The sequence below is a fragment of the Streptomyces sp. SD15 genome (assembly GCF_054462255.1).
In genome coordinates this window covers 78,552-100,161 of record NZ_JBTLMO010000035.1, presented here as the reverse complement: position 1 = coordinate 100,161, position 21,610 = coordinate 78,552, and the positions used below count along the sequence as shown (strand labels likewise).

The window sequence follows — 21,610 nt, the reverse complement described above, 5'->3', positions numbered from 1 at the left end:
CGGAACGTGCCGTGGACCGGCGGGTCGAGCCGTCCGCTCTCCGAGCGCGGGAAGAACTCGTACCACGCGCCGTACAGGGCGCGCTCGCGCTCCACGAGCAGGGGCAACGGCTCGGAGGAGGTGACGAGTTCGCGCAGCGGATGGCGGGCGAGGACCTGATCCACGTCGGGGGTGCGGGCGGCGGCGAGGCGGGACGAGGCGGGCCGGTCGAGGTCGCGCAGCGCGTCAACGGCGGCGAGGACGACGTCCCTTGCGCCGCTGCTCTTCGGGAGTCCGGCGGCGGCCCGTTCGTACAGCCGCGCGCCCTCCTCCAGGACCAGTTCCGTGTCGATGCCCGCCGGGATCTTGATCCCCGCGTGGTGGCGCCAGGTGGCGACCGGGTCGCTCCACGCCTCCACCGTGTACGTCCAGAGGCCCGGCTCCCCGGCGGAGACCCGGGCGCCCCAGCGGTCGGTGCCCGGGGCCAGTTCGCGCATCGGGGTCCAGGGGCCGGGGCGGCCCTCCGGATCGTGCAGGACGACGTTCGCGGCGACCGCGTCGTGGCCCTCGCGGAAGACCGTGGCCGAGACGTCGAAGGCCTCGCCGACGACCGCCTTGGCGGGCCGGCTGCCTCCGAGGACGACGGGGCGTACGTCGAGGACGGGTATGCGTCCGACGGCGCCACCGGGTTCGGTGGAGGGTTTCTCCGGGGTGCGGGGGCCGGCGTCGACCCCGCGTATGGGGGGTGTGGTGGAGGTGGTCGTCGGGGGTGGCGACGTGTGGTGCGTGGCGGGCATGACCGCTCCTGTCCGCGTCAACGTGGGTGGGCGGATGACGGTGTGGGGAGGTGGGGCCTGCGGGGTGTACCGGAGGAGCCTTCCCACCCTATTCGGGTGGGCAATCCGGCTCTTTGTTAACTACTCACGCGTATATCTGCACACAAGACCGGCCTCGTCCGGTGACGGCGAGGCCGGTGCCTGTCTCCTGCGGTTTTCCAGGGATGGTCGACCCGCGGCTCGTCAGGGCTCTCTAGGGATTGTTGACCTGAAGCAGCCTGTTCGGTGAGCCGAGCCCCGCGCCGATGACCTTCCCCGGCACCGCCCGCCCCACGAGCGCCTTGCCCACCTGGGCCGGGGTCGCCTTGCGATGGTCGGCCAGATAGAGCGCGGCCGCGCCCGCGACGTGCGGGCTCGCCATCGACGTACCGGAGTAGGTCGCCTTCCCGGTGTTGCTCACATACGAGGCCGAGGTGATCGCCACGCCGGGTGCGAACAGGTCGAGCGAGGAACCGAAGTTCGAGAAGCGCGCCCGGGCGTCCGCCTTGTCGCTCGCGCCGACCGTGAGGGCCTGCTTGACGCGGGCCGGGGAGTAGAGACCGGCCGGAAGCCCGTCGTTGCCCGCCGCGATCGCGTACGTCACCCCGGAGGCGATGGAGTTGCGTACGGCGGCGTCCAACTGGGCGTTCGCGTACCCGCCCAGGCTCACGTTGGCCACCGCGGGCTTGTGCGCGTGTTTGGTCACCCAGTCGATGCCCGCGATGACCTGGGCGGTGGTGCCGGAGCCGGCGTTGTCGAGGACGCGGACGGCGACGACCTTGGCCTTCTTGGCGACGCCGTACGTGGTGCCCGCGATGGTGCCGGCGACATGCGTGCCGTGACCGTTGCCGTCCCCCGCGATCTTGTCGCCCCCGACGAAGTCCCAGCCGTAACTCGCCCGGCCGCCGAAGTCCTTGTGCGTGATCCGGATGCCGGTGTCGATGACATACGCGGTCACGCCCTTGCCCGCCGATTCGGGCCAGGTGTAGCCCTTGTCGAGCGGCAGGTTCGGCTGGTCGATCCGGTCCAGGCCCCAGGACGGCGGGTTGCTCTGGTGGTGGTCGAGCGTCACCCGGGTGTCCTGGACGACCGAGGCCACGCGGGAGTCGGCCGCGAGCCGCCGGGCCTGCCTCTCATTGACCTTCACCGCATAGCCGTTGAGCACCGTGCTGTAGGTCTGGCTGATTTTCGCCCCGTACTTCTCGGCGATGCTCTTTCCCGCCGCCGACGGAGCCTTCGTTCCCCCCTTGAGTGTCACGAGGTAGCTTCCACTGACGGAACCGGGGGCACCGGCGCCGAGTATCTGCCCCTGCGGGGCGGCGTGCGCGGGTGGCGGGATGGCCGAAAGTACCGCGACCGTCGTGACCGCGGTGACGCATCCTGCCCAGCGCAGACGCCTCTGTCTCGTCTGTGCCATGACGTGAGTTCCCCTCCTCGACTCGGCGTACGGAGGCCGGAGGCAAGCGGTGCGGACCGGTCCGTACCGGGTCCGTACCGTGCTCGTACCGCGCCCGCACCGTGCTCGGCCGTACGCCACTTGGCAGCCTCTCGTGCGGTGTGAAGTGCCACAAGGCCACCCATGAGGGCGGAATCGGCCATATCGGCCGTGGCGTACACGTGAAGGTTGCGGCGAATTTCCGCCGCAGTCACCGGGGCGGGAGACTCGGCCCACCCGCGCCGGAGTTCTTCGATGCGCCGTGTTGCGGAGGCAGCCTCGCCGCTAACGTCGTGGGTGACGAAGGGCGCACAAGGGGGTGCGTCCCTCAGCCGCGTACGTGGTGCTGCGTACGTCTTGCCGCTGTTTGCGACCCGCTGCGTACGTCTCGCCGCTGTTTACGACCTGCTGCTTACGACCCGCTGCTTACGTCCTGCTGTTCACGCCCTTCGTGAAGGTGGAACTCGTGAAGGCAATCCGCAGATTCACCGTCCGGCCCGTACTCCCCGAAGCCCTTCACCCGCTCAGCGACCTGGCGCGCAATCTGCGCTGGTCCTGGCATGCCGAGACCCGTGACCTCTTCCAGTCCGTCGACCCCGAGCGCTGGGCCGTGGCGGACGGTGATCCCGTACGCCTGCTCGGCAGCGTGTCGTCCCGGCGCCTGGCCGAACTCGCCGAGGACCGCCGCTTCCTGCGCCGCCTCGCCGCGGCGGCCGACGATCTGCGCGACTATGTGACGGGCGAGCGCTGGTATCAGACCCAGCCGTCCGAACTCCCCGCCGCCATCGCCTACTTCTCGCCCGAGTTCGGCATCACGGCCGCGCTGCCCCAGTACTCCGGGGGCCTCGGCATCCTCGCCGGCGACCATCTCAAAGCCGCCAGCGACCTGGGCGTACCGCTCATCGGCGTGGGACTGCTGTACCGGCACGGCTACTTCCGTCAGTCGCTGTCCCGGGACGGCTGGCAGCAGGAGCACTATCCGGTCCTGGACCCGAACGAACTCCCGCTCGTTCCCCTGCGCGAGAGCGACGGCACCCCGGCCCAGGTCTCGCTGGCCCTGCCCGGCGGACGCGCGCTGCGGGCCCGGGTCTGGCTGGCCCAGGTCGGCCGGGTGCCCCTGCTCATGCTCGACTCCGACGTCGAGGAGAACGACCTCGGCGAACGCGGGGTGACCGACCGGCTGTACGGCGGCGGCAGTGAACACCGGCTGCTCCAGGAGATGCTGCTGGGCATCGGCGGGGTGCGCGCGGTACGGACGTACTGCCGTCTCACCGGCCATGCGCAGCCCGAGGTGTTCCATACGAACGAAGGGCACGCGGGTTTCCTGGGCCTGGAGCGGATCGCCGAACTGGCCGCCGAAGGAATGGACTTCGAGGCGGCGCTGGAGGCGGTACGGGCAGGCACCGTCTTCACCACTCACACCCCCGTCCCCGCCGGAATCGACCGCTTCGACCGGGAACTGGTGGCCCACCACTTCGGCGCCGACGCGGAACTCCCGCGCATCGACGTCGAACGGATCCTCGGCCTCGGCATGGAGACGTACCCCGGCGGCGAGCCGAACGTCTTCAACATGGCGGTGATGGGGCTGAGGCTCGGCCAACGGGCCAACGGCGTCTCGCTCCTCCACGGCCAGGTCAGTCGCGAGATGTTCTCGGGCCTGTGGCCTGGCTTCGACCCCGACGAGGTCCCGATCACCTCGGTGACGAACGGCGTGCACGCGCCGACCTGGGTGGCACCGGAGGTCTTCCGCCTCGGCGCCCGCCAGATCGGCGCCCAGCGCACCGAGGACGCGATGACGGTCGGCGGCTCGGAACGCTGGGACGCGGTGGCGGACATCGCCGACCAGGAGATCTGGGATCTGCGCCGGGTGCTGCGGGAGCAGCTGGTGCTGGAGGTACGGGAACGGCTCGCCGCGTCCTGGCGCCAGCGTGGCGCCGGGACGGCCGAACTCGGCTGGATCGACGGGGTGTTGGACCCGGACGTCCTGACGATCGGTTTCGCGCGCCGCGTCCCCTCGTACAAGCGTCTGACCCTGATGCTGCGGGACCGCGACCGCCTGATGGACCTCCTCCTGCACCCGGACCGCCCCCTCCAGATCGTCGTGGCGGGCAAGGCCCACCCCGCCGACGACGGCGGCAAACGCCTGATCCAGGAACTGGTCCGCTTCGCGGACGACCCGCGCGTACGCCACCGCATCGTCTTTCTCCCCGACTACGGCATGGCGATGGCGCAGAAGCTGTACCCCGGCTGCGACATCTGGCTGAACAACCCCCTGCGCCCGCTGGAGGCCTGCGGCACGAGCGGCATGAAGGCGGCGCTGAACGGCTGTCTCAACTTGTCGGTCCTGGACGGCTGGTGGGACGAATGGTTCCGGCCGGACTTCGGCTGGGCGATTCCCACGGCGGACGGCACGGCCACGGACGACGACCGCCGCGACGACCTGGAGGCGGCGGCGCTGTACGAACTACTCGAACAGCGTGTCGCCCCCCGCTTCTACGAGCAGGGCCAGGGCGGACTCCCCGACCGCTGGATCGAGATGGTCCGCCAGACCCTGACCCACCTCGGCCCGAAGGTGCTGGCCGGCCGGATGGTCCGCGAATACGTGGAACGCCTGTACGCCCCCGCGGCCCGCGCCCACCGCTCCCTCTCCCCGGACACGGCCCGCGAACTCGCCACCTGGAAGTCCCGCGTCCGGGCCTCCTGGCCGCAGGTCACCGTCGACCACGTCGAGGCCTCCGCCGCCACGACCACCGCCGAACTCGGCACCACCCTCTCCCTCCGCGTCCGCGTAGCCCTCGCCGACCTCGCCCCCGACGACGTCGAGGTCCAGGCCGTCTCCGGCCGCGTCGACTCCCAGGACCGCATCACCGACGCGACCTACGTCCCACTGAAACCGGCGGGCGGCCCCGACCTGGAGGGCCGCTGGCTCTACGAGGGCCCACTGCCCCTGGACCGGACGGGACCCTACGGCTACACGGTCCGCATCCTGCCCACGCACCGGCTGCTGGCGTCCAGCGCGGAGGTGGGGCTGGTGGCGATTCCTTCGGAGGAGGTGGGGGAGGGGGCGGGGGTCTTGATGCGCTGACCCACGTGCGGCGGATCCCGGGGTCCTCGCCCGGATCGGCGATTGGCACCAGGCGGCGATTCCGCTCGCGAGCGCGTGGGGCGGCGGGCTGGTCGTGTGCCGCTCGATCCGGGCGAGGTCGACCCGGCCGCGGGCCTGGGCAGGGAGCGGGTCGTCAGCGTCCTGCGCCGCTGACGAGCCGTTGCCGGGCCGTCGTTGACTCGGTCGGCGCCCACCCCGTACCGGTCCCTGCTCGTGGACACCGAAGGGTGGTTCCGGATCAGGACCGTTGGCGCGCCGCGGTACGGCGACCCTCGTGATGGCGAACTGCACCAGTCGACTCGCGGAGGTGCCGCGTTCGCGGCCACTCAGTCGAGACAGAACTCGTTGCCCTCGATGTCCTGCATCCCGAGGCACGACTCGTTGAAGCCATCGGCAAGCAGTAGTCGCCCGCGTACCGCGCCGAGCGCGACCAGCCGTGCGCATTCGGCCTCAAGTGCGGCCACGCGCTCTTCACCCACGAGCCCGGTGCCGATCCGCACGTCAAGATGCAGCCGATTCTTGACGGCCTTGCCTTCGGGAACGCGCTGGAAGAACAGTCGCGGGCCCACACCTGAGGGATCAATGCATGCGAACGCCGCACCTTGACGCTCAGGCGGCAGTGCGCGATCGAAATCGTCCCAAGTGGCAAACCCCTCCGGTGGCGGCGGTACGACGTACCCCAACACCTCGCACCAGAAACGAGCGACGCGCTCAGGTTCTGCGCAGTCGAAGGTGATTTGGAACTGCTTGATCGACGCCATCGGCCCATCGTAGAGGCGGGGTCCTTCGTCGTCTCCACGGGCCCGCCCCTGGCCAGGTTGTGGCGCATGCGGCCGACTCTTGGCGATGAGTGGGACCTTGGGCCGTGGGATGACGATCCTGACAGTGTCCCCACTGGAGGAGGTCCTGGCGGACTTCGGGAACGTCGCCTGCGCGCAGGTGAGTTGTAGCCACGCCCCAGTACGACGAAGGAGCGTACGGGGGGCAACCCGCCCGCCGTGAAGTTCACGGTCTGTGTGCGGGCCGATTCTCTCTGTATCTATGCTCGACGCAGTGCGTGCCCTGACGACGACGTCATGGCAGGAGGGAGCCGGTATGTCTCAGCCGAAGCAGCTCGACCCCGTTTCCATGGGGGAGTTCTATGGCGCGGAGTTGCGCAGGCGGCGGGAGGACGCGGGGTTGACGCAGGGTGGGCTCGGGGACTTGGTGTACTGCTCCGGGCCGTACATCGGGCAGATCGAGATCGCCATCCGTAGGCCGCAGTTGGATCTGTCGGAGCGGATCGATGGGGTGCTGGGGGCGGACGGGTTCTTCCGGCGGTTGTGTGCGGCGATCCTCAAGGCGTCGAAGTTTGCCGACTACTTCGCGGCGGCCGCCGAGTTGGAGCGTCGGGCGAAGGCCATCTGTGACTTCGCCACGATGGTGGTGCCGGGGCTCCTTCAGACCGAGGCGTACACCTGTGCGCTCGTCCGGTCCGCGCGGCCCCTGGTCGATCAGGAGAAGATCGAACAGCTCGTCTGTGCGCGGCAGGAGCGGGCGCGGGCCCTGCTGAAGGATCCGGTCGATCCCGAGTTGTGGTTTGTCATTCATGAGGCCGTGCTGCGGGTGCCCGTTGGCGGGGGCGACGTGATGCGCGAGCAGTTGGAGCACATTGCAGAGGTCTCCCGTGGGCATCGCGCGATCGTGCAGGTGATGCCCTTCTCGGGTGGGGTCAATCCGCTCCTGTACGGGTCGATGACCCTCATGACCTTCGCCGAGGAGCCGCCTGTGGTGTACACCGAGAGCGCCTACTCAGGACAGTTGATCGAGGACCCGGCAGTGGTCGCGAACTTCGCCAAGTCCTACGATCTGGCTAGGGCCGCCGCCCTGTCACCGGAGGCGTCCCTCGCGTTCATCGGCCGACTCGGGGAGGGCTACACACCATGAACAGTTCGTACGACCTGCGATCCGCCCGCTGGCGCACGTCGTCGTACAGCAACGCGGACGGCGGCTCGTGCGTCGAGGTCGCCGACGGCGTCCCTGGTGTCGTGCCCGTGCGGGACAGTAAGACGCCTGGTGGTCCCGTGATCCTCGTTTCCGCCGGGGCGTGGCTGCCGTTCGTTGGCGCATTCGCCAAGTAACCCATCGCAGGCGGTGGGTGTACGAGGGGCGACTGGTGGGGGCGGCCGGGGTGTTGATGAGGTGAGCGCGTGATCCTCGACAAGAGGAGCGCCATGCTGCTGGTGCTCATCGGATGCGGGGCCACTTTGCGCAAACGCGCCGGCCGCTGGGTGCCCCGCGTCGAGTGGGATCTCGTCCAACTGGTTTTCGGCGTCGTGGCAGCGTGGGGGCGGCCGGCGTGACGGTGGTCGTGGCCCGGTTGCTATGGCGGTGGGGGTAGGGGTAGCGGTCGGGGCTCGGTGCCCCGTCAGATTTGTTCGTGCGGGGCGCACAGCCGCCGCAGTACCTTCCCGCACCGCTGGGCGTACGCGTGCTGCAACCCCCGGGTTGCGGCGCCGCCCGCGCGGGCGTACCACCTGGCCGGGCGGCTGAAGGCGGTGATGGTGAGCCAGACGGAGCCGTCGCCCGTGCGGGTGATCTCGAAGGCTTCCTCGCCGCATTCGGGGTGGCCGGTGAGGGTGCCGTACGCCCAGGCGGTGCGGCGATATTCCTCCGTTGTCCAGACGACGCGGCAGGGGGCCTTGATGGGACCCAGGCCGACCGTGACGTCGACTCCGGGGGCCGCCTTGGCGGCGTCGGAGGTGATTCCTACGCCCACCGCCCGGTGCAGCTCCCAGGTCATGAGGGCCTCGGAGGCGCGGCGGAAGACAGCCTCGCCCTCGCCTATCCGGGTGCGGACGTGCAGTCGGTGGAAGCCCGGTGGGCAGCGGTCCTCGCGGGTCGCGCCCACGTCCTCGTACGTGTAGGGCATGGGGGACAGCGTAGGGCGGTACCCGGAGTTGCCTTCTCTCCGGGTACCGCCCTGACGGCTACGTACCGGTTAGCTCACGTTGACCGCGGTCCAGGCCGCCGCCACCGCCGCGTACTCCGTGCTGGTGGAGCCGTACAGCGACGACGCCGCGCTGAGCGTCGCGGTGCGGGCGCCCGCGTACGTGGTCGTCGACGTCATGTACTGGGTCAGGGCCTTGTACCAGATCTGGCTGGCCTTGTCCCGGCCGATACCGGTGATCGTAGAGCCGTTGTAGGTGGGGGAGTTGTAGGTCACCCCGTTGATCGTCTTGCTGCCGCTGCCCTCGCTCAGCAGGTAGAAGAAGTGGTTCGCGGGACCCGACGAGTAGTGGACGTCCAGGTTCTTCAGCGTCGACGACCAGTAGTTGGCCGACGCGCCGTCCTTGCTCGGCTGGTCCATGTAGCGCAGCGGGGTGCCGTTGCCGTTGATGTTGATCTTCTCGCCGATGAGGTAGTCGCCGACGTCGTTGGAGTTGGCCGCGTAGAACTCGACCGCCGTGCCGAAGATGTCGGAGGTGGCCTCGTTCAGACCGCCGGACTCACCGCTGTAGTTGAGGCCCGCGGTGTTGGAGGTGACGCCGTGGGTCATCTCGTGGCCGGCCACGTCCAGGGAGGTCAGCGGCTTGACGTTGCCGGACCCGTCGCCGTACGTCATGCAGAAGCAGCTGTCGGACCAGAAGGCGTTGACGTACGCGTTGCCGTAGTGGACGCGCGAGTAGGCGGCGACGCCGTTGTTCTTGATGCCGCTGCGGTTGAAGGTGTTCTTGTAGAAGTCCCAGGTCGTCTGCGCGCCGTACGCGGCGTCGACGGCCGCGGTCTGGTCGGTGCCCGAGCTGGAGGCCACGCCGGTGCCCCAGGTGTCGTCCGCGTCGGTGAACAGGGTGCCGGTGCCGGAGGTCCCGCGGTTGAGGTTGTACGTCTTGTGGCTGCCGCGCGTGCCGTCGGTCAGCTGGTACGTCGAGCCCGACAGCGTGGTGCCGAGGGTGACCGTGCCGGCGTACAGGCTCTTGCCGGTGCCGGTCTCGATGCCCTGGTACTCGTAGAGCTTCTTGCCGGTGGCCGCGTCGGTGATGACGTGGAGTTCGTTCGGGGTGCCGTCGTCCTGGAGGCCGCCGACGACCGTCTCGTAGGCGAGGGTCGGCGTGCCGTCCGCCGCCCAGATCACCTTGCGGGGCGCGTTGTCGGCCTCGGTCTTCTCCGAGCCGGCGGCCTTGGCGGCGGTCAGGGCCTGCTTCTCGGCCTTCGCGATGGTGATGGTCGGCTTGACGGACGCCACCTTGATGGTCGCCTTCGTCGCCTTGGTGACGCCCTCGGTCTTGCCGGACGCGGTCTCGTGGACGACCAGGTCGCCGCCTAGGACCGGGAGTCCGTCGTACGTGCGCTCGTAGCGCGTGTGGACCGTGCCGTCCGCGTCCTTGGTGACGTCTCTGACGACGAGCTTCTCCTCGGCGCCGAGGCCTATCTCCTCGGCGGTCTCGGGAGTCGCCGCCTCGGCCTGCTGGATGAGGGAGGTGCGCGCCGCGGGGGACAGCTGAACCTGGGCGCCCGGGAGGGGCGCCTTGGCCGTGGGGGCCGCCGGGGTCTCGGCGGAAGCACCGGTGGTCATACCGGTGGCGAGCAGAGCTCCGGCCGCGACAGCGGTGGCGATGGCCAGAGTAGTGCGCTTGTGACGCGCGTAGAGGGGAGTCACGCAAGCTCCTTCTGTGGGGGAGTCCGGACGGCATGGGGTGGCCGTACGGACGGTGTGAAGTTGCGGTGCGGGTGAGCCGTGCGGTGGAAGAGTGGCACCTGGGACGCGTACATGTCATGAGGGCGATCAAACCTTGGCCAAAAAGCGTCCGTTGGATGAAGATCGCTGTACGCAATACGGAATCGATCTAGGTAAATGGGCCACCAAGGGAAACCCTGGGCAAGGCAAAGAGGGCGCCGCCCCGGGGAGTTGAACCACCGGGACGACGCCCTACCCTTGTCGTGCGTTCACTCGCGGTCTACGGGAACGTCAGCTTCCAGCTGTTGATGGTGCCGACGTCCTGCGCCGCCTGGTCCTGGACCCTCAACTGCCAAGTACCGTTGGCCACTTCGGAGGAGGCGTTGACCGTGTAGGTCTCGTTCACGTCGTCCGCCGAGTCGGAAGAGCTGAAGGGCTTCAGGGTGTACGCCGTGCCGTCCGGGGCCACCAGGGCGACGACCAGGTCACCGCGCCAGGTGTGCGTGATGTCCACGGCGACCTGAAGGTTCGTCGGCGCGTTGCCCGTGATGCCGGTGACCGCGAGTGACGAGGTGACCGCCGCGCCGTTGTCCGGAATCGATACGGAGGTCGTGCTCTCGAACGACGTACCGGTGCCGCCACCGCCGTCGCCGGGCCGGGTGCCGACCGCGACGCCCGCCCACGCGTTCTGTACCGCCGTGTACTCGGCGCTCGTGGTGCCGTACAGCTCACCTGTCGCCGCGAGCGTGCCGGTGCGGGCCGCCGCGTAGTTGGTGGTCGAGGTGAACTTCGTGGTGAGCGCCTTGAACCAGATCTGCTCCGCCTTCGCCCGCCCGATCCCGGTGACCGGGAGCCCGTCGGAGGTCGGCGAGTCGTAGGTGACGCCGTTGATGGTCTTGGTGCCGCTGCCCTCCGAGAGGAGGTAGAAGAAGTGGTTCGCGGGGCCCGAGGAGTAGTGGACGTCGATCGAGCCGATCCCCGAGTACCAACTGTCCCTGGACGCACCGTCCTTGCTCGGTTTGTCCATGTAACGCAGCGGCGTGCCGTCGCCGTTGATGTTGATCTCCTCGCCGATGAGGTAGTCACCGACGTCGGAGGAGTTGGCCGCGTAGAACTCGACCGTGGAGCCGAAGATGTCGGAGGTCGCCTCGTTCAGGCCGCCGGACTCGCCGCTGTAGTTGAGGCCCGCGGTGTTGGAGGTGAGGCCGTGCGTCATCTCGTGGGCGGCCACGTCGATCGACGTGAGCGGGTTGGCGTTGCCCGAACCGTCGCCGTACGTCATGCAGAAGCAGCTGTCGGACCAGAAGGCGTTGACGTAGTTGTTGCCGTAGTGGACCCGTGAGTACGCGCCCACGCCGTCGCCCCTGATACCGCTGCGGCCGTGCACGTTCTTGTAGTAGTCCCAGGTCAGCGCCGCGCCGTAGTGCGCGTCGGCGGCGGCCGACTCCAGGTTGGACGCGGCGCCGTTGCCCCATACGTCGTCGGAGCCGGAGAAGAGTGTGCCGGTGCCCGAGGTGCCGCGGTTCAGGTTGTACGTCCTGTGGCTGCCGCGCGCGCCGTCGGTGAGGTTGTACGTCGTCCCGGACTGTGTGGTGGTGAGGTCGACCGTGCCGCTGTACACCGTGTTGCCGGTGCCGGTCTCGATGGCCTCCCACTCGTACAGCTTCTTGCCGGTGGTGGCGTCCGTGACGACGTGCAGCTCCTGTGGGGTGCCGTCGTGCTGGAAGCCGCCGACGACCGTCTCGTACGCGACGGTCGGCGTGCCGCTCGCGGCCCAGATGACCTTGCGCGGGGCGCGGTTGACGTCGGGGCTCGTGGCCTTCTCCGCCTTGGCGGCGGACAGGGCCTGCGTCTCGGCCTTGGCGGCCGGCAGCGCGGCCTTCGTGGTCGCCGGCTTGATGGCGGCCCGTGTCGCCTTGACGACGCCCTCGGTCGTGCCCGACTTGGCGGTGTCGACCACCAAGTCGCCGCCGAGGACCGGGAGTCCGTCGTATGTGCGCTCGTAGCGTGTGTGGACCGTGCCGTCCGCGTCCTTGACGACATCGCGGACGACGAGCTTCTCCTTGGCGCCGAGACCGAGGTCCTCGGCGGTGTCCGCCTTGGCGGCTTCGGCGTCGCGTATCAGCTCGGCGCGCTGGGCGGGGGAGAGCTTCAGCGCGATGGCGCCGGGGTTGACCTTGCCCGAGGGGGCCTGCGTGGGGGCGGCGTTCGCGGCGCCCGACTGGACGGCGGCGGCCAGCAGGGCGGAGATGCCGACGAGGGCGACGGCCGCGGCGCGGCGGTGCGGGGTGTGGCGGCGGGGGGTGGGGGAGGTGCGTCTGTGGGAGGAATTGCTGCTCAACACTGACTCCTTCTGCGTGGCCACGGGTCGCGCGGCCAGTGGGGATCCGGGCGGTCGGTACCCGTCCGGGCAGCACAGGGCAGAACAGGGAGAAACGCGGAACCAGTTGCATGGGGGGATGCCGCGACACAGCAGTTGTGCTGTGGGGTTGCTGTGAAGGGGTCCTGGGAAGAGTGGCAGGAGATGCCACCCGCTGTCAGGAGCGCGTCAACAACTTGGCTGGAAACGTTCCGTTCTCCGGGTGGCCATGTTCGGTATACGAACCTGTCGGTCGCGGCTCACACCGTCACGACGACCTTCGCCCGCGCGTGCTCCACCTCTAGGTACCGGATCGCCTCGGGCGTCTCGCCGAGCGAGCCGTACGTCCGGTCGATGACCGGCGTGACCTGCCCGGACTCGACGAGCTCCCGCAGCGCCGTCAGCTTCTCCGCGCTTGGCTGCGCGAAGAACGAGAGCAGCCGCTGGCCGACGAAGCGTGACAGGGCCTGCCCCTTGAGGGTGAGACCCACCGGGCCGAGGAGACTGCCACCGTCGGACACGCCTCCGCCGGACAGCAGGAGCGTGCCCGTGGGCGTCAACGCTCGGCGCAAATCCGTCAGCGAGCGGTTGGCCACCAGGTCGAACACCACGTCGTAGCGCTGCCCGTCACGGGTGAAGTCCTCCTGGGTGTAGTCGATGACGCGGTCCGCGCCGAGCGACTCGACGAGCTCCACGTTCCTCGTGCTGCACACGCCGGTCACGTCTGCCCCGTACGCCTTGGCCATCTGCACGGCGAACGTCCCCACGCCCCCCGAAGCGCCGTTGACCAGAACACGCTGCCCCTCCCGCACCCGGCCCAGGTCGCGCAGGCCCAGGAGCGCGGTGTTGCCCGCGAGCGGGAGCGCGGCCGCCTGCTCGAAGGACAGGTTGGCCGGCTTCGTGTCCACGGCGTCCTGCGAGGCCGACACGTACTCCGCGAACGCCCCGTCTGCCTCGCCGAACACCTCGTCACCGGGGCGCAACCGCTTGACGTTCTCGCCGACCGCCTCCACCCGCCCGGCGAAGTCCCGCCCCCGGATCGGCGTCTTCGGCCGACGGGCCCCGAACGACAGACGCGCCAGGTAAGGATGGCCCCGCATGAAGTGCCAGTCGTACGCGTTGACCGAAACCGCGTGCACCCGCACCAGCACCTCGCCGTCGGCCGGCACCGGTGTGTCGACGTCCCTGAGCTCCAGTACGTCGGGCGAGCCGTACCGGTCCTGGGCGATTGCCTTCATCGGGGCCTCCGTGACACCTGGCCTTCGGGAGCGGCACTCCTCACGACGGTAGCGGAGCGACGCGGCCACGGGAATCGGGGAAAAGCCCTAGGGGGCGCACTCGTCTCGGCCCTCGTCCCGGCCCTCGTCCCGGCCCCCGTCCCGGTCCTCGTCGCGGCGCTCGCTGTGCCACGAGTGCCACAGCGCCGCATAGGCGCCGTCGGCTGCCACCAGGGCGTCGTGGGTGCCGAGTTCGGTCAGCAGGCCGTCCTCCATCACCGCCACCCGGTCCGCGTCGTGGGCGGTGTGCAGACGGTGCGCGATGGCGATGACGGTGCGTCCTTCGAGTACGGCGGCGAGCGCACGCTCGGTGTGGCGTGCGGTCGTCGGGTCGAGCAGCGCCGTGGCCTCGTCGAGGATGAGCGTGTGCGGGTCGGCCAGCACGACCCGGGCCAGGGCCAGTTGCTGGGCCCGCGAGCCGTCCGCGCGGTGGCCGGGGCCCAGCTCGGTGTCCAGGCCCGCGGGCAGCTCCCGCACCCAGTCGTCGGCGCCGACCGCGGCGAGCGCCGACCACAACGCGGAGTCAGCGGCGGCCGGTTCGGCGATCAGCAGGTTGTCGCGGACGGTGCCGAGGAACACGTGGTGCTCCTGGGTGACGAGGACGACCTGCCGCCGCAGCTGCTCGGGATCGAGGTCGGCGATCGGCACCCGCCCAACCGTCACCTTGCCCGAGCGTGGCTCGTCGATGCCCGCGAGGAGTCTGCTCAAGGTGGTCTTCCCGGCGCCGGAGGGACCCACGACGGCCAGCCGCTCCCCGGGCCGCACGACCAGGTCGACGCCGCGCAGCACCTCGCCCCCGCGGTCGTAGGAATAGCGGACGTCGGTCACGTCGATCCGGTCGTCCACCGGGGAGGGGGAGCCGGACCCGGTCGCCCGCGGTGCCCGGCCCAGTCCCTCCACACGGGCGAAGGAGGCTCCGCTGCTCTGCAACTGCTCGATCTGGATCAGGATCTGGTCGAGCGGTTCGCCGAGCTGGCGCAGATACAGGGCAGCGGCGATCACCGCACCCAGGCTCATCGCCCCCTGCGCGTGCAGGACGCCCCCCAGCAGCAGTACGCCGGCTACGGGGACGGCGTACGACACCTCCACGATCGGGAAGAACACGGTGCGCAGGTACAGGGTGTGCAGACGGGTCCGGCGGGATGTCTCCAGGGCGTTCCGGCCGGCGGTGACGCGGCGCCGTTGCAGTCCGAAGGCCTCGACCGTGCGGGCGCCGGAGGCGGTCGCGGCGAGGATCTCGGCGACCTCCGAGGTGGCCGCGCCCTCGGCGAGATAGGCGGCGCGCGCCCGGCGCAGATACCAGCTCGTGGCGAACCAGATGCCGGCCAGGCCGAGCACCCCGCAGCCGCCGAGCAGCGGACTGAGGACGAAGACCGCGCCCAGGATGAACAGCGCCTGCACCGAGGAGATGAGCAGCGTGGGCCCGGCGTCGCGCAGGGTGATGCCCACCAGGGCGACATCGGCGGTGCCCCGGGCCGTCAGGTCGCCCGAGCCGGCCCGCTCCACCACCGAGGCGGGCAGCGCCAGCGCCCGCTCGACGAACTCCTCCCGCACCCGCGCCAGCGTCCGCTCCCCGAAGCGGTGCCCCACATACCGGGCGGTGCGCGCCAGCAGCAGCTGCGCCAGCGCGCACACCAGGATGACGAGGGCGGGCCGGTCCACCACCTCCACACCGCCGCCCGCCCGGACGTCGTCGATGATCCGGCCGAGCAGCCACGGTCCGACCAGACCGGCAGCGGCGGCCAGCGCGTTCAGCGCGAGCACGGCGCCGAAGGCGCGTCCGTCCGCCCGGATCAGCCGCAGTGCGGCCCGCCGCACCTCGGCCGGTTCGGCGACGGGCAGGTGCGCGCTCATCGGACCGACTCCCGCGAGTCGAGGACGCCCGCGTCCGAGTCGACGGCATCCGCGTCCGAGTCGACGGCATCCGCGTCCGAGTCGACGGCATCCGCGTCCGAGCCGGCCGCATCCGCGTCCGTGTCCGCGTCGCGGGCCACCAGCGCGCGGTATCCCGGCTCACCGTCGAGGAGTTCGCGGTGGCCGCCGCTCGCCGCTACCTGGCCGTCGACCAGGTAGTACACGGTGTCGACCTGGTCGAGCAGCAGTGGCGAGGTGGTGGTGACGACGGTCGTACGGCCGGATCGCGCGGTGCGCAGCCGGGCCGCGACGGTTGCCTCGGTGTGGGCGTCGAGCGCCGAGGTGGGCTCGACCGCGAGCAGTACTTCGGGGTCGGCGAGCAGCGCCCGCACCAGCCGGACGCGCTGCCGTTGGCCACCGGAGAGGCTGCGGCCCTGCGCGTCGAGGGCCGAGTCCAGCCCGTCCGGCAGTCCGAGGACTATGTCGTCGGCCACGGCGGTGTGGACGGCCCGGGTGATGGCTTCGTCGTCGTGGTCCCGGCGCCCGGAGACCAGGTCGCGCAGCGTGCCCGCGAACAGGTCGGCTTCGTTGTCCGCGACCAGGATCCGGCCACGGACCTGCGTGAGGTCGATCGTGTCCAGGCGCAAGCCGCCCCAGGTCGCCGCCGACTCCGTGTACCGGCCGAGCCGGTCGACGACGGTCGCCGAGTCCGCCGGGCGCACGCCGACCAGCGCGGTCAGCTTCCCGGGCGCCACGTCGACGCCGGATTCCGGGTCGCGCAGTACGGACGGGGACGGCGGAGCGTCCGCGGCGGAGCTGGCGGAGGCCATCGGCTCCAGCGACAGGAAACGTACGACGCGACGGGCGGACACCAGACCCCGGCTGAGCTGGTAGCCGCACTCGACGAAGAAGGCCACCGGCATCACCATGGCCGCCACATAGCCGTACACGGACACCAACTCGCCCACGGAGATGGACCCTTGAGCGGCCAGCCGGGCCGCGAGCCAGGTCACGACGGAGAGGAACAGGGTCGGCAGTCCGAGCGCGAGCGCCTGAACCCAGCTGGTCACCGCCCCGACCCGGTAGCCCTGCGCCCGCAGCTCCTGCGAGTCGCGGCGGAAGGTGTCGGCGTACAGCCCCTTGCCGCCGAGGCCGTTGAGGACGCGCAGGCCGCCCGCGAGGTCGCCGATCCGGGCCGTCAGTACGGCCTGCCGCTCGCGGTATCCCGTCTCCGCGCCCTGCAGCCGCCCCAGCAGCGGTCCCACGACCAGGGCGATCAGCGGCAGCCCGAGCAGCACCACCACGGCCAGCGGCAGCGAGACCGAAAGGAGCAGTACGGCGACGACTCCGTAGGCGATCGTCGCGCCGAAGCCGGGGCCGACGACCGTCAGCGACTGGCTGATCGTCTGGACGTCGCCGACGCCGATCGTGACGACCTCCCCGGCCTCGACCTGGCGCGACAGCGTGGCCCCCAGCCGGGTGGCCTGCCCGACCACGACCTTGACCGTGCGGAAGTTGGCGTCCATCCGCAGCCGGGTCATCGTGCGGTGCCGCATGATGCTCACCCAGGCGTTGAACGCCCCGAGGCCCAGCAGGGCGGCGGTCCAGCCGGCCAGTGCGGCCTGGTCGCCGGGCTCCAGGCCGTCGTCGATCGCGCGGGCGAGCAGATACGGCGCGACCGCCGTGAGGACCATCCAGACGGTGCCGAGCAGCGCCCCGGCAGCGGCCCGCCCCCGCTGTCTGCGGATCAGCCACCACGGGTACCGGCCGCCGCTGCGACAGTCGGGCGTGCCCGGATCCTCGTACGCGTCGATCATCCGTCCCCCTTCTCCCTTCGTGTAGGTTCCCCTTGATCGTTGGCACTGGCTCCTGCGGAAACGTTGAAATCCGGGTGTCGTGAGCACTGACCGCGTCGGTTCATGGTGAGCAATCCGGTCCCTGGTGGTCGGCGAGGGCGGTTACTTTCCGTTGTGCCACTTGGTTTCGTCCGGGGAACTTCAACAGCTGGGGTTATGACGACGGGGCGGTGGTGTGTCCCAGGAACGCTGTGGTGGTCGCCACGAACCGGTCGGCGTCGTCGAGCCATGGGTAGTGTCCGGCGCTGGGCTGGACGACGAGTTCGGCGTTCGGGAAGAGGTCCGCGAACTCGGCCATGGTGTGAGGAGGGGCTCCCAGGTCGGCTTCTCCGGCCAGGAGGAGGACCGGCGGGTTGAACTGGGCGAGTGCGGTGCGGGTGGTGTCCGGGGCGAAAGCGCCGTCGGCGCCGAAGGCAGCGACGATCTCCTGGTTCATCCGCTCGTCCCCGGCGGCCTGATGTGCCTGGGCCGCCTCGTCCCAGCGGCCGTAGGAGAAGGGTGCGATGGCGTTCCAGCTGTCGGCGGTGGCCTTGCCCGCCACGATCGCCTCTAGGGCAGCAAACGCCTCCGGGAACCACGGTTCGTCCCGGCGGAGTTGTGCGGTCTCCAGCCGGAGGTCTCCTGTGATCGTGAGGCCCACGGCCCTGACGCTTGGCGTGATCAGCGCGAGCTTGCTGACGTATTCCGGATGGCGGCTCACGTAGAGCGTGGCCAGATTGGCGCCAGCGCAGTGCGCGAGCAGGTCCATCTGGGCGAGGCCGAGGTGCTCGCGCAGGGCCTCGACGTCGTCGACGAGCCGGTCGCAGCGGCAGGAGGCGATGTCCTGTGGTGTCGCGGACTGGCCGGTGCCCCGCAGGTCCAGCCTGATCAACTGCCGGTGGGCGGAGAGGCCGCCGAGGTTGCCGAGGTATGCGGAATCCGTCGGGCCTCCGGGCAGGCAGACCACCGGAGGGCCGTCTCCGAACACGTGGTAGGCGAGCTTGGTCCCGTCGTGCGCGGAGAAGGTAGGCATGGCCGGGACATTGTCAGCGGCGTTCGGATCGGGCAACCGGGTTTCCATGACGTGCTCGTTGTGGAGTAGGTCAAGCGGTGCCTCGTGCTGGCTTGACCTGCGGGAACGCCAAGAGGGTGGCCGAGGGTATTCATCCGGCTCGGTCCGCTTCTGATGGACTCACTGTCGGGTCTGATGGTCTCAGTGCCGCGTTCTCCTGTGCTTCGAGAAGCTCGTCACTGTGCTCGATTGCAGCGTCGAGCGCCATCATGGGGCCCTCGACGAGGCTCTGCCCCAAGCTTGTCAGGCTGTACTCGACGCGAGGTGGCGCTTCGGCATGTGCGTGGCGGTCGACCAGGCCGCTGGAGAGCAAACGATGCAAGGTGTCGGTCAGGACCTTGTCGCTGATCCCGCCGATCGTGACGCGCAGCTCGCGGCGTCGGCGCGGGCCCGCGCGAAGAGCCGCCAGCACGACGGGATCCCAGGTGTGGGCGAAGAGATCGGTGGCCGCGCGCAGACGGCAGTCAGCGACCAACTCGTAGCAATGGCCTTCGTGATCAGTCATCTCGTCGCCCATCATCGCGCGGTCGTCACGCACCGATCGGTGCGTAACGCCTTCCTTAATGTGACTGCCCAACTGACTGCCACTTGAGAGGAAGCGACGATGCGAATCGGGATCCTGGGAACAGGGACGCTGGCGGCGGCCTTGGGCGAGGGCTGGTCACGCGCCGGGCACGAGGTGTCGATCAGCGGGCGGTCGCAGGTCAAGGCGGAGCAGCTTGCTGAGCGGCTGGGCCACGGAGTGCTCGCCGTCGCGCCGCGTGAGGCGGTCATCGGGCGCGATGCGGTGCTGCTCGCCGTGTCCTGGGACGGCGTCGAGGACATGCTGGGACTGGCGGGCGCGTCCGACGGCTTGCTTGACGGGACGCCGTTGATCGATCCCACGAACGCTGTCGCGCATGGTGTCGGCGGTCTGCTCACCGAGCACGGCGAGTCGATGGCGAGGCGGATCGCCGGGCTTGCTCCAGGAGCTCATGTCGTCAAGGCGTTCCACCTCTTTCCCGCTGGTCAGTGGACGAGCTCTCCCGGCGGTGGCCCCTCCAGCGTGACTGTGGCGATGTGCGGCGACGATGCTGCGGCACTGCATGTCGTCGGCGAGTTGGTGCGTGACGTCGGCGGGACGCCGGCGATTCTTGGGGCGCTGGATCGCGTTCGCCAGCTGGAGGAGGTGGCGGGTTTCGTCATTGGACTGGCGTTCGCAGGCTTCGACCCCAACTCCGCAGTGCCTCGAGTGCCCTCATCGCCTGTGATGGACTGACACAGATTTGGCAGCACCAAAGCTCCACCCGGCCGGTTGGCCGGGTGCAACGATCATCCTCGTGTCTTCACTGCCTGCCATGGAGTGAGAGGACGGAGAAGACGTGGATGTGTATGAAGCCGTGGACAGTCGCAGGGCTGTGCGGGCGTTCAGCGATGAGCCGGTGCCCAGGGAGGTCCTCGAACGAGTGCTGGCGGCAGCGACGCGGGCCCCTTCGAGCGGGAACCTCCAGCCGTGGCATGTGTATGTCGTGACCGGCGAGCCTTTGGCCGAGCTGAAGAGGCGTGCGACGACCAGGGCACTGGCGGGAGATCCGGGGGATGAGCGGGAGTATCCGATGTACCCGGCCGAACTGGCCTCACCGTATCTGGACCGTTTTGCCGCCGCGGCCGCCCAGCGATAGGGGTGTTCACGAGTGCGTCTGACCAGGCAGGACAGAAGCGGTTGAAGATCGCTTCCCAGTCGACCGAAGATCGTTTCCCGCTGATGGGGTGGCCACTCGTGTCCCGTCGCAGGGATCGCCACCTGCGCCTCGGCCCGCTCCTGTCGCAGCAGCGCACCCCGCAGGACCGCTCCACGCGGACCGCGGACGCGACGGAACCTTGATCCTTAAGCTTCCGTGCCTGTTCAATCAGCAGATGACTGAGACCGATGTCGACCTTGGCACCGTCACCGCGCCCTCCGGGATACTCGTGCTGGGGATGGCGAGCTGGATCGACTACTGGCCGCAGGTGGGCCGGCCGCTGTCCGAGTGGGCCCGGGTCGTAATAGCCTCCGGCGGCGGGCACTTGCACGGACCCGAGGACAGTGAGCCGTCTGCTTGGATGTGCGAGGCGATCGCGGTAGCAGCCGCCCCAGACCGGCCCCTGCAGGTTCGGGCCCAGACATCGGCCTCGCCCTTCGACGGGGAACCGACGATCGCCGTCCTGGAGGTCGACCTCGGCCGGCCCTGGGTCGGCCCCGATGGCCGCGAACCCCTGCAGCTCGGCGACCTTCCGGTCGACCGATGTGGCATGGTCCTCGGCGACGCTCAGGCGCTGGACGACTTCACCGGCCTGGACGGACCGTCCACCGACGGTCTCGCGGACGTCACCTACTGGGGCAGGTACGAAGACACCGTCCATGCGCAGTTCGGCGGTGACCGCATCCCGCAGCACCCCAGCGGACATGGGCCGCGCGGGTGGCTCGACCTTCCCCTGGTCGAGGCCGAAGCGGTCGCCGAACGGCTCCGCGCCTGGACCCGAGAAGGCCCCGGCAACGGGCTGATGGTCTCCGTCGACGCCCACACCGACTTCCACCGATTCAACCGAGCCGGCTGGAGCCACCCACTGCTGGCGGGTGCCATCGACCTCGACGGATGTCCAATTCTCGGTCTCGGCTGGGATCCCGGGGACCACTCCATACGCCACCACGGAGAGCGGGGCCACGGACAGGTCTACCCCGCCACCCTCGAAGCCCGCGCAGGCGAAACGGTACTGCGCTGGACAATCCCACCGTACGAACCTGACCTGTGAACCACACCCCGACGTGAAGGGTGCCTGGAGAACTCAGTTGAGCCGGACGGTTTAGCCCGGCACACTCTCCCGATGAGCCACAGCACACAACCGGGCCGCTCGGACGGGCCCTGGTACCGGGTTCGCACTGAGCACTTCGAAGCCGCTTTCCTGCCGAACTCCGGCGAGGATCTGGAATCTGTGGACAATATCGACGTCTTCGTGGACCTGAAGGACGGATCCCGCTGGAGCGCGACCATCATCACCCTCGGACAAGTCGAGGCCATCATGGCTAGATGGGCCGAAAGCGGGGAAGCCCTGGGAGGCCGCTACTTCTGGTGCTCGGACGGCCTGATCGTCCGCGATCCTGGCATCAGCAACATGATCCAGGTACTCACCGGTCTGATCGAGTCCGACGAGTTCACGCAGATCCTTCACCGCCTCGACGGCTGACCCGGCACGGTGTACTA

General features: G+C 69.7%; 18 protein-coding genes and 1 pseudogene. 8 read left to right on the top strand and 11 right to left on the bottom strand.

The window, feature by feature from the left end:
* Together ACX28W_RS29780 and ACX28W_RS29775 are read right to left on the bottom strand one after the other, a co-directional pair.
* A partial coding sequence (locus ACX28W_RS29780; RefSeq protein ID WP_459002819.1) for a maltotransferase domain-containing protein occupies positions 1-776 on the bottom strand: 776 nt, incomplete at its 3' end.
* A 232-nt stretch (positions 777-1,008) separates the two neighbouring features.
* Complete coding sequence (locus ACX28W_RS29775) at positions 1,009-2,211, bottom strand: S8 family peptidase (RefSeq protein ID WP_459002818.1); 1,203 nt, start codon at positions 2,209-2,211, stop codon at positions 1,009-1,011.
* A 484-nt stretch (positions 2,212-2,695) separates the two neighbouring features.
* On the opposite strand from ACX28W_RS29775, the gene glgP reads away from it, so the two are divergent.
* Positions 2,696-5,314, top strand: a complete 2,619-nt coding sequence (gene glgP / locus ACX28W_RS29770; protein WP_459002817.1) for an alpha-glucan family phosphorylase — start codon at positions 2,696-2,698, stop codon at positions 5,312-5,314.
* A 347-nt stretch (positions 5,315-5,661) separates the two neighbouring features.
* On the opposite strand, the gene ACX28W_RS29765 is transcribed toward glgP, so the two are convergent.
* Entirely contained in the window at positions 5,662-6,096 is a 435-nt protein-coding gene (locus ACX28W_RS29765) for a VOC family protein (protein ID WP_459002816.1), read from the bottom strand.
* A 334-nt stretch (positions 6,097-6,430) separates the two neighbouring features.
* Here ACX28W_RS29765 and ACX28W_RS29760 point away from each other — a divergent pair, with 334 nt between their 5' ends.
* The 3 genes from ACX28W_RS29760 (at position 6,431) to ACX28W_RS29750 (ending at position 7,677) form a co-directional block, all read left to right on the top strand.
* Positions 6,431-7,261, top strand: coding sequence for a helix-turn-helix domain-containing protein (locus ACX28W_RS29760; RefSeq protein ID WP_459002814.1), 831 nt, complete (start codon positions 6,431-6,433; stop codon positions 7,259-7,261).
* Positions 7,258-7,455, top strand: a complete 198-nt coding sequence (locus tag ACX28W_RS29755; RefSeq protein WP_459002812.1) for a DUF397 domain-containing protein — start codon at positions 7,258-7,260, stop codon at positions 7,453-7,455. Before ACX28W_RS29760 ends, ACX28W_RS29755 begins: the two co-directional genes overlap by 4 nt.
* Before the next feature lie 69 nt (positions 7,456-7,524).
* Positions 7,525-7,677, top strand: a complete 153-nt coding sequence (locus ACX28W_RS29750) for a hypothetical protein (protein ID WP_459002811.1) — start codon at positions 7,525-7,527, stop codon at positions 7,675-7,677.
* A 65-nt stretch (positions 7,678-7,742) separates the two neighbouring features.
* Here ACX28W_RS29750 and ACX28W_RS29745 read toward each other — a convergent pair whose 3' ends face one another.
* The 8 genes from ACX28W_RS29745 to ACX28W_RS29710 all read right to left on the bottom strand — a co-directional run bounded on the left by ACX28W_RS29745 (position 7,743) and on the right by ACX28W_RS29710 (position 18,927).
* Entirely contained in the window at positions 7,743-8,246 is a 504-nt protein-coding gene (locus tag ACX28W_RS29745) for a DUF1990 family protein (RefSeq protein ID WP_459002810.1), read from the bottom strand.
* Positions 8,247-8,315: 69 nt separating this feature from the next.
* Positions 8,316-9,974, bottom strand: coding sequence for a M4 family metallopeptidase (locus ACX28W_RS29740; protein ID WP_459002809.1), 1,659 nt, complete (start codon positions 9,972-9,974; stop codon positions 8,316-8,318).
* Between the two features lie 298 nt (positions 9,975-10,272).
* Positions 10,273-12,333, bottom strand: coding sequence for a M4 family metallopeptidase (locus tag ACX28W_RS29735; protein ID WP_459002808.1), 2,061 nt, complete (start codon positions 12,331-12,333; stop codon positions 10,273-10,275).
* A gap of 278 nt (positions 12,334-12,611) precedes the next feature.
* The gene (locus ACX28W_RS29730; protein WP_459002807.1) at positions 12,612-13,589 is read right to left on the bottom strand and encodes an NAD(P)-dependent alcohol dehydrogenase; all 978 of its coding nucleotides are present in this window, start codon (positions 13,587-13,589) and stop codon (positions 12,612-12,614) included.
* Positions 13,590-13,676: 87 nt separating this feature from the next.
* Positions 13,677-15,482 (bottom strand): ABC transporter ATP-binding protein, encoded by a 1,806-nt coding sequence (locus tag ACX28W_RS29725; RefSeq protein ID WP_459002806.1) that lies wholly within the window; start codon positions 15,480-15,482, stop codon positions 13,677-13,679.
* Positions 15,479-17,299, bottom strand: a complete 1,821-nt coding sequence (locus ACX28W_RS29720) for an ABC transporter transmembrane domain-containing protein (RefSeq protein WP_459002805.1) — start codon at positions 17,297-17,299, stop codon at positions 15,479-15,481. The genes ACX28W_RS29725 and ACX28W_RS29720 overlap by 4 nt, the downstream gene beginning before the upstream one ends.
* Before the next feature lie 193 nt (positions 17,300-17,492).
* Positions 17,493-18,350 (bottom strand): alpha/beta fold hydrolase, encoded by an 858-nt coding sequence (locus ACX28W_RS29715; protein ID WP_459002804.1) that lies wholly within the window; start codon positions 18,348-18,350, stop codon positions 17,493-17,495.
* A 130-nt stretch (positions 18,351-18,480) separates the two neighbouring features.
* Complete coding sequence (locus tag ACX28W_RS29710) at positions 18,481-18,927, bottom strand: winged helix-turn-helix transcriptional regulator (RefSeq protein WP_459002803.1); 447 nt, start codon at positions 18,925-18,927, stop codon at positions 18,481-18,483.
* Between the two features lie 66 nt (positions 18,928-18,993).
* Here ACX28W_RS29710 and ACX28W_RS29705 point away from each other — a divergent pair, with 66 nt between their 5' ends.
* From ACX28W_RS29705 to ACX28W_RS29690, 4 genes and pseudogenes are all read left to right on the top strand, one after another.
* Positions 18,994-19,647: an NADPH-dependent F420 reductase gene (locus ACX28W_RS29705; protein WP_459002802.1), complete on the top strand. Its 654-nt coding sequence runs from the start codon at positions 18,994-18,996 to the stop codon at positions 19,645-19,647.
* A 103-nt stretch (positions 19,648-19,750) separates the two neighbouring features.
* A pseudogene (locus ACX28W_RS29700) lies at positions 19,751-20,047 on the top strand (nitroreductase family protein); the annotation flags it as partial.
* A 238-nt stretch (positions 20,048-20,285) separates the two neighbouring features.
* Positions 20,286-21,161 (top strand): hypothetical protein, encoded by an 876-nt coding sequence (locus ACX28W_RS29695; RefSeq protein WP_459002800.1) that lies wholly within the window; start codon positions 20,286-20,288, stop codon positions 21,159-21,161.
* Between the two features lie 72 nt (positions 21,162-21,233).
* Positions 21,234-21,593 carry a hypothetical protein gene (locus tag ACX28W_RS29690; protein ID WP_459002799.1) on the top strand — a complete coding sequence of 120 codons (360 nt, stop codon included), beginning with the start codon at positions 21,234-21,236 and terminating at the stop codon, positions 21,591-21,593.
* Positions 21,594-21,610 lie beyond the last annotated feature (17 nt).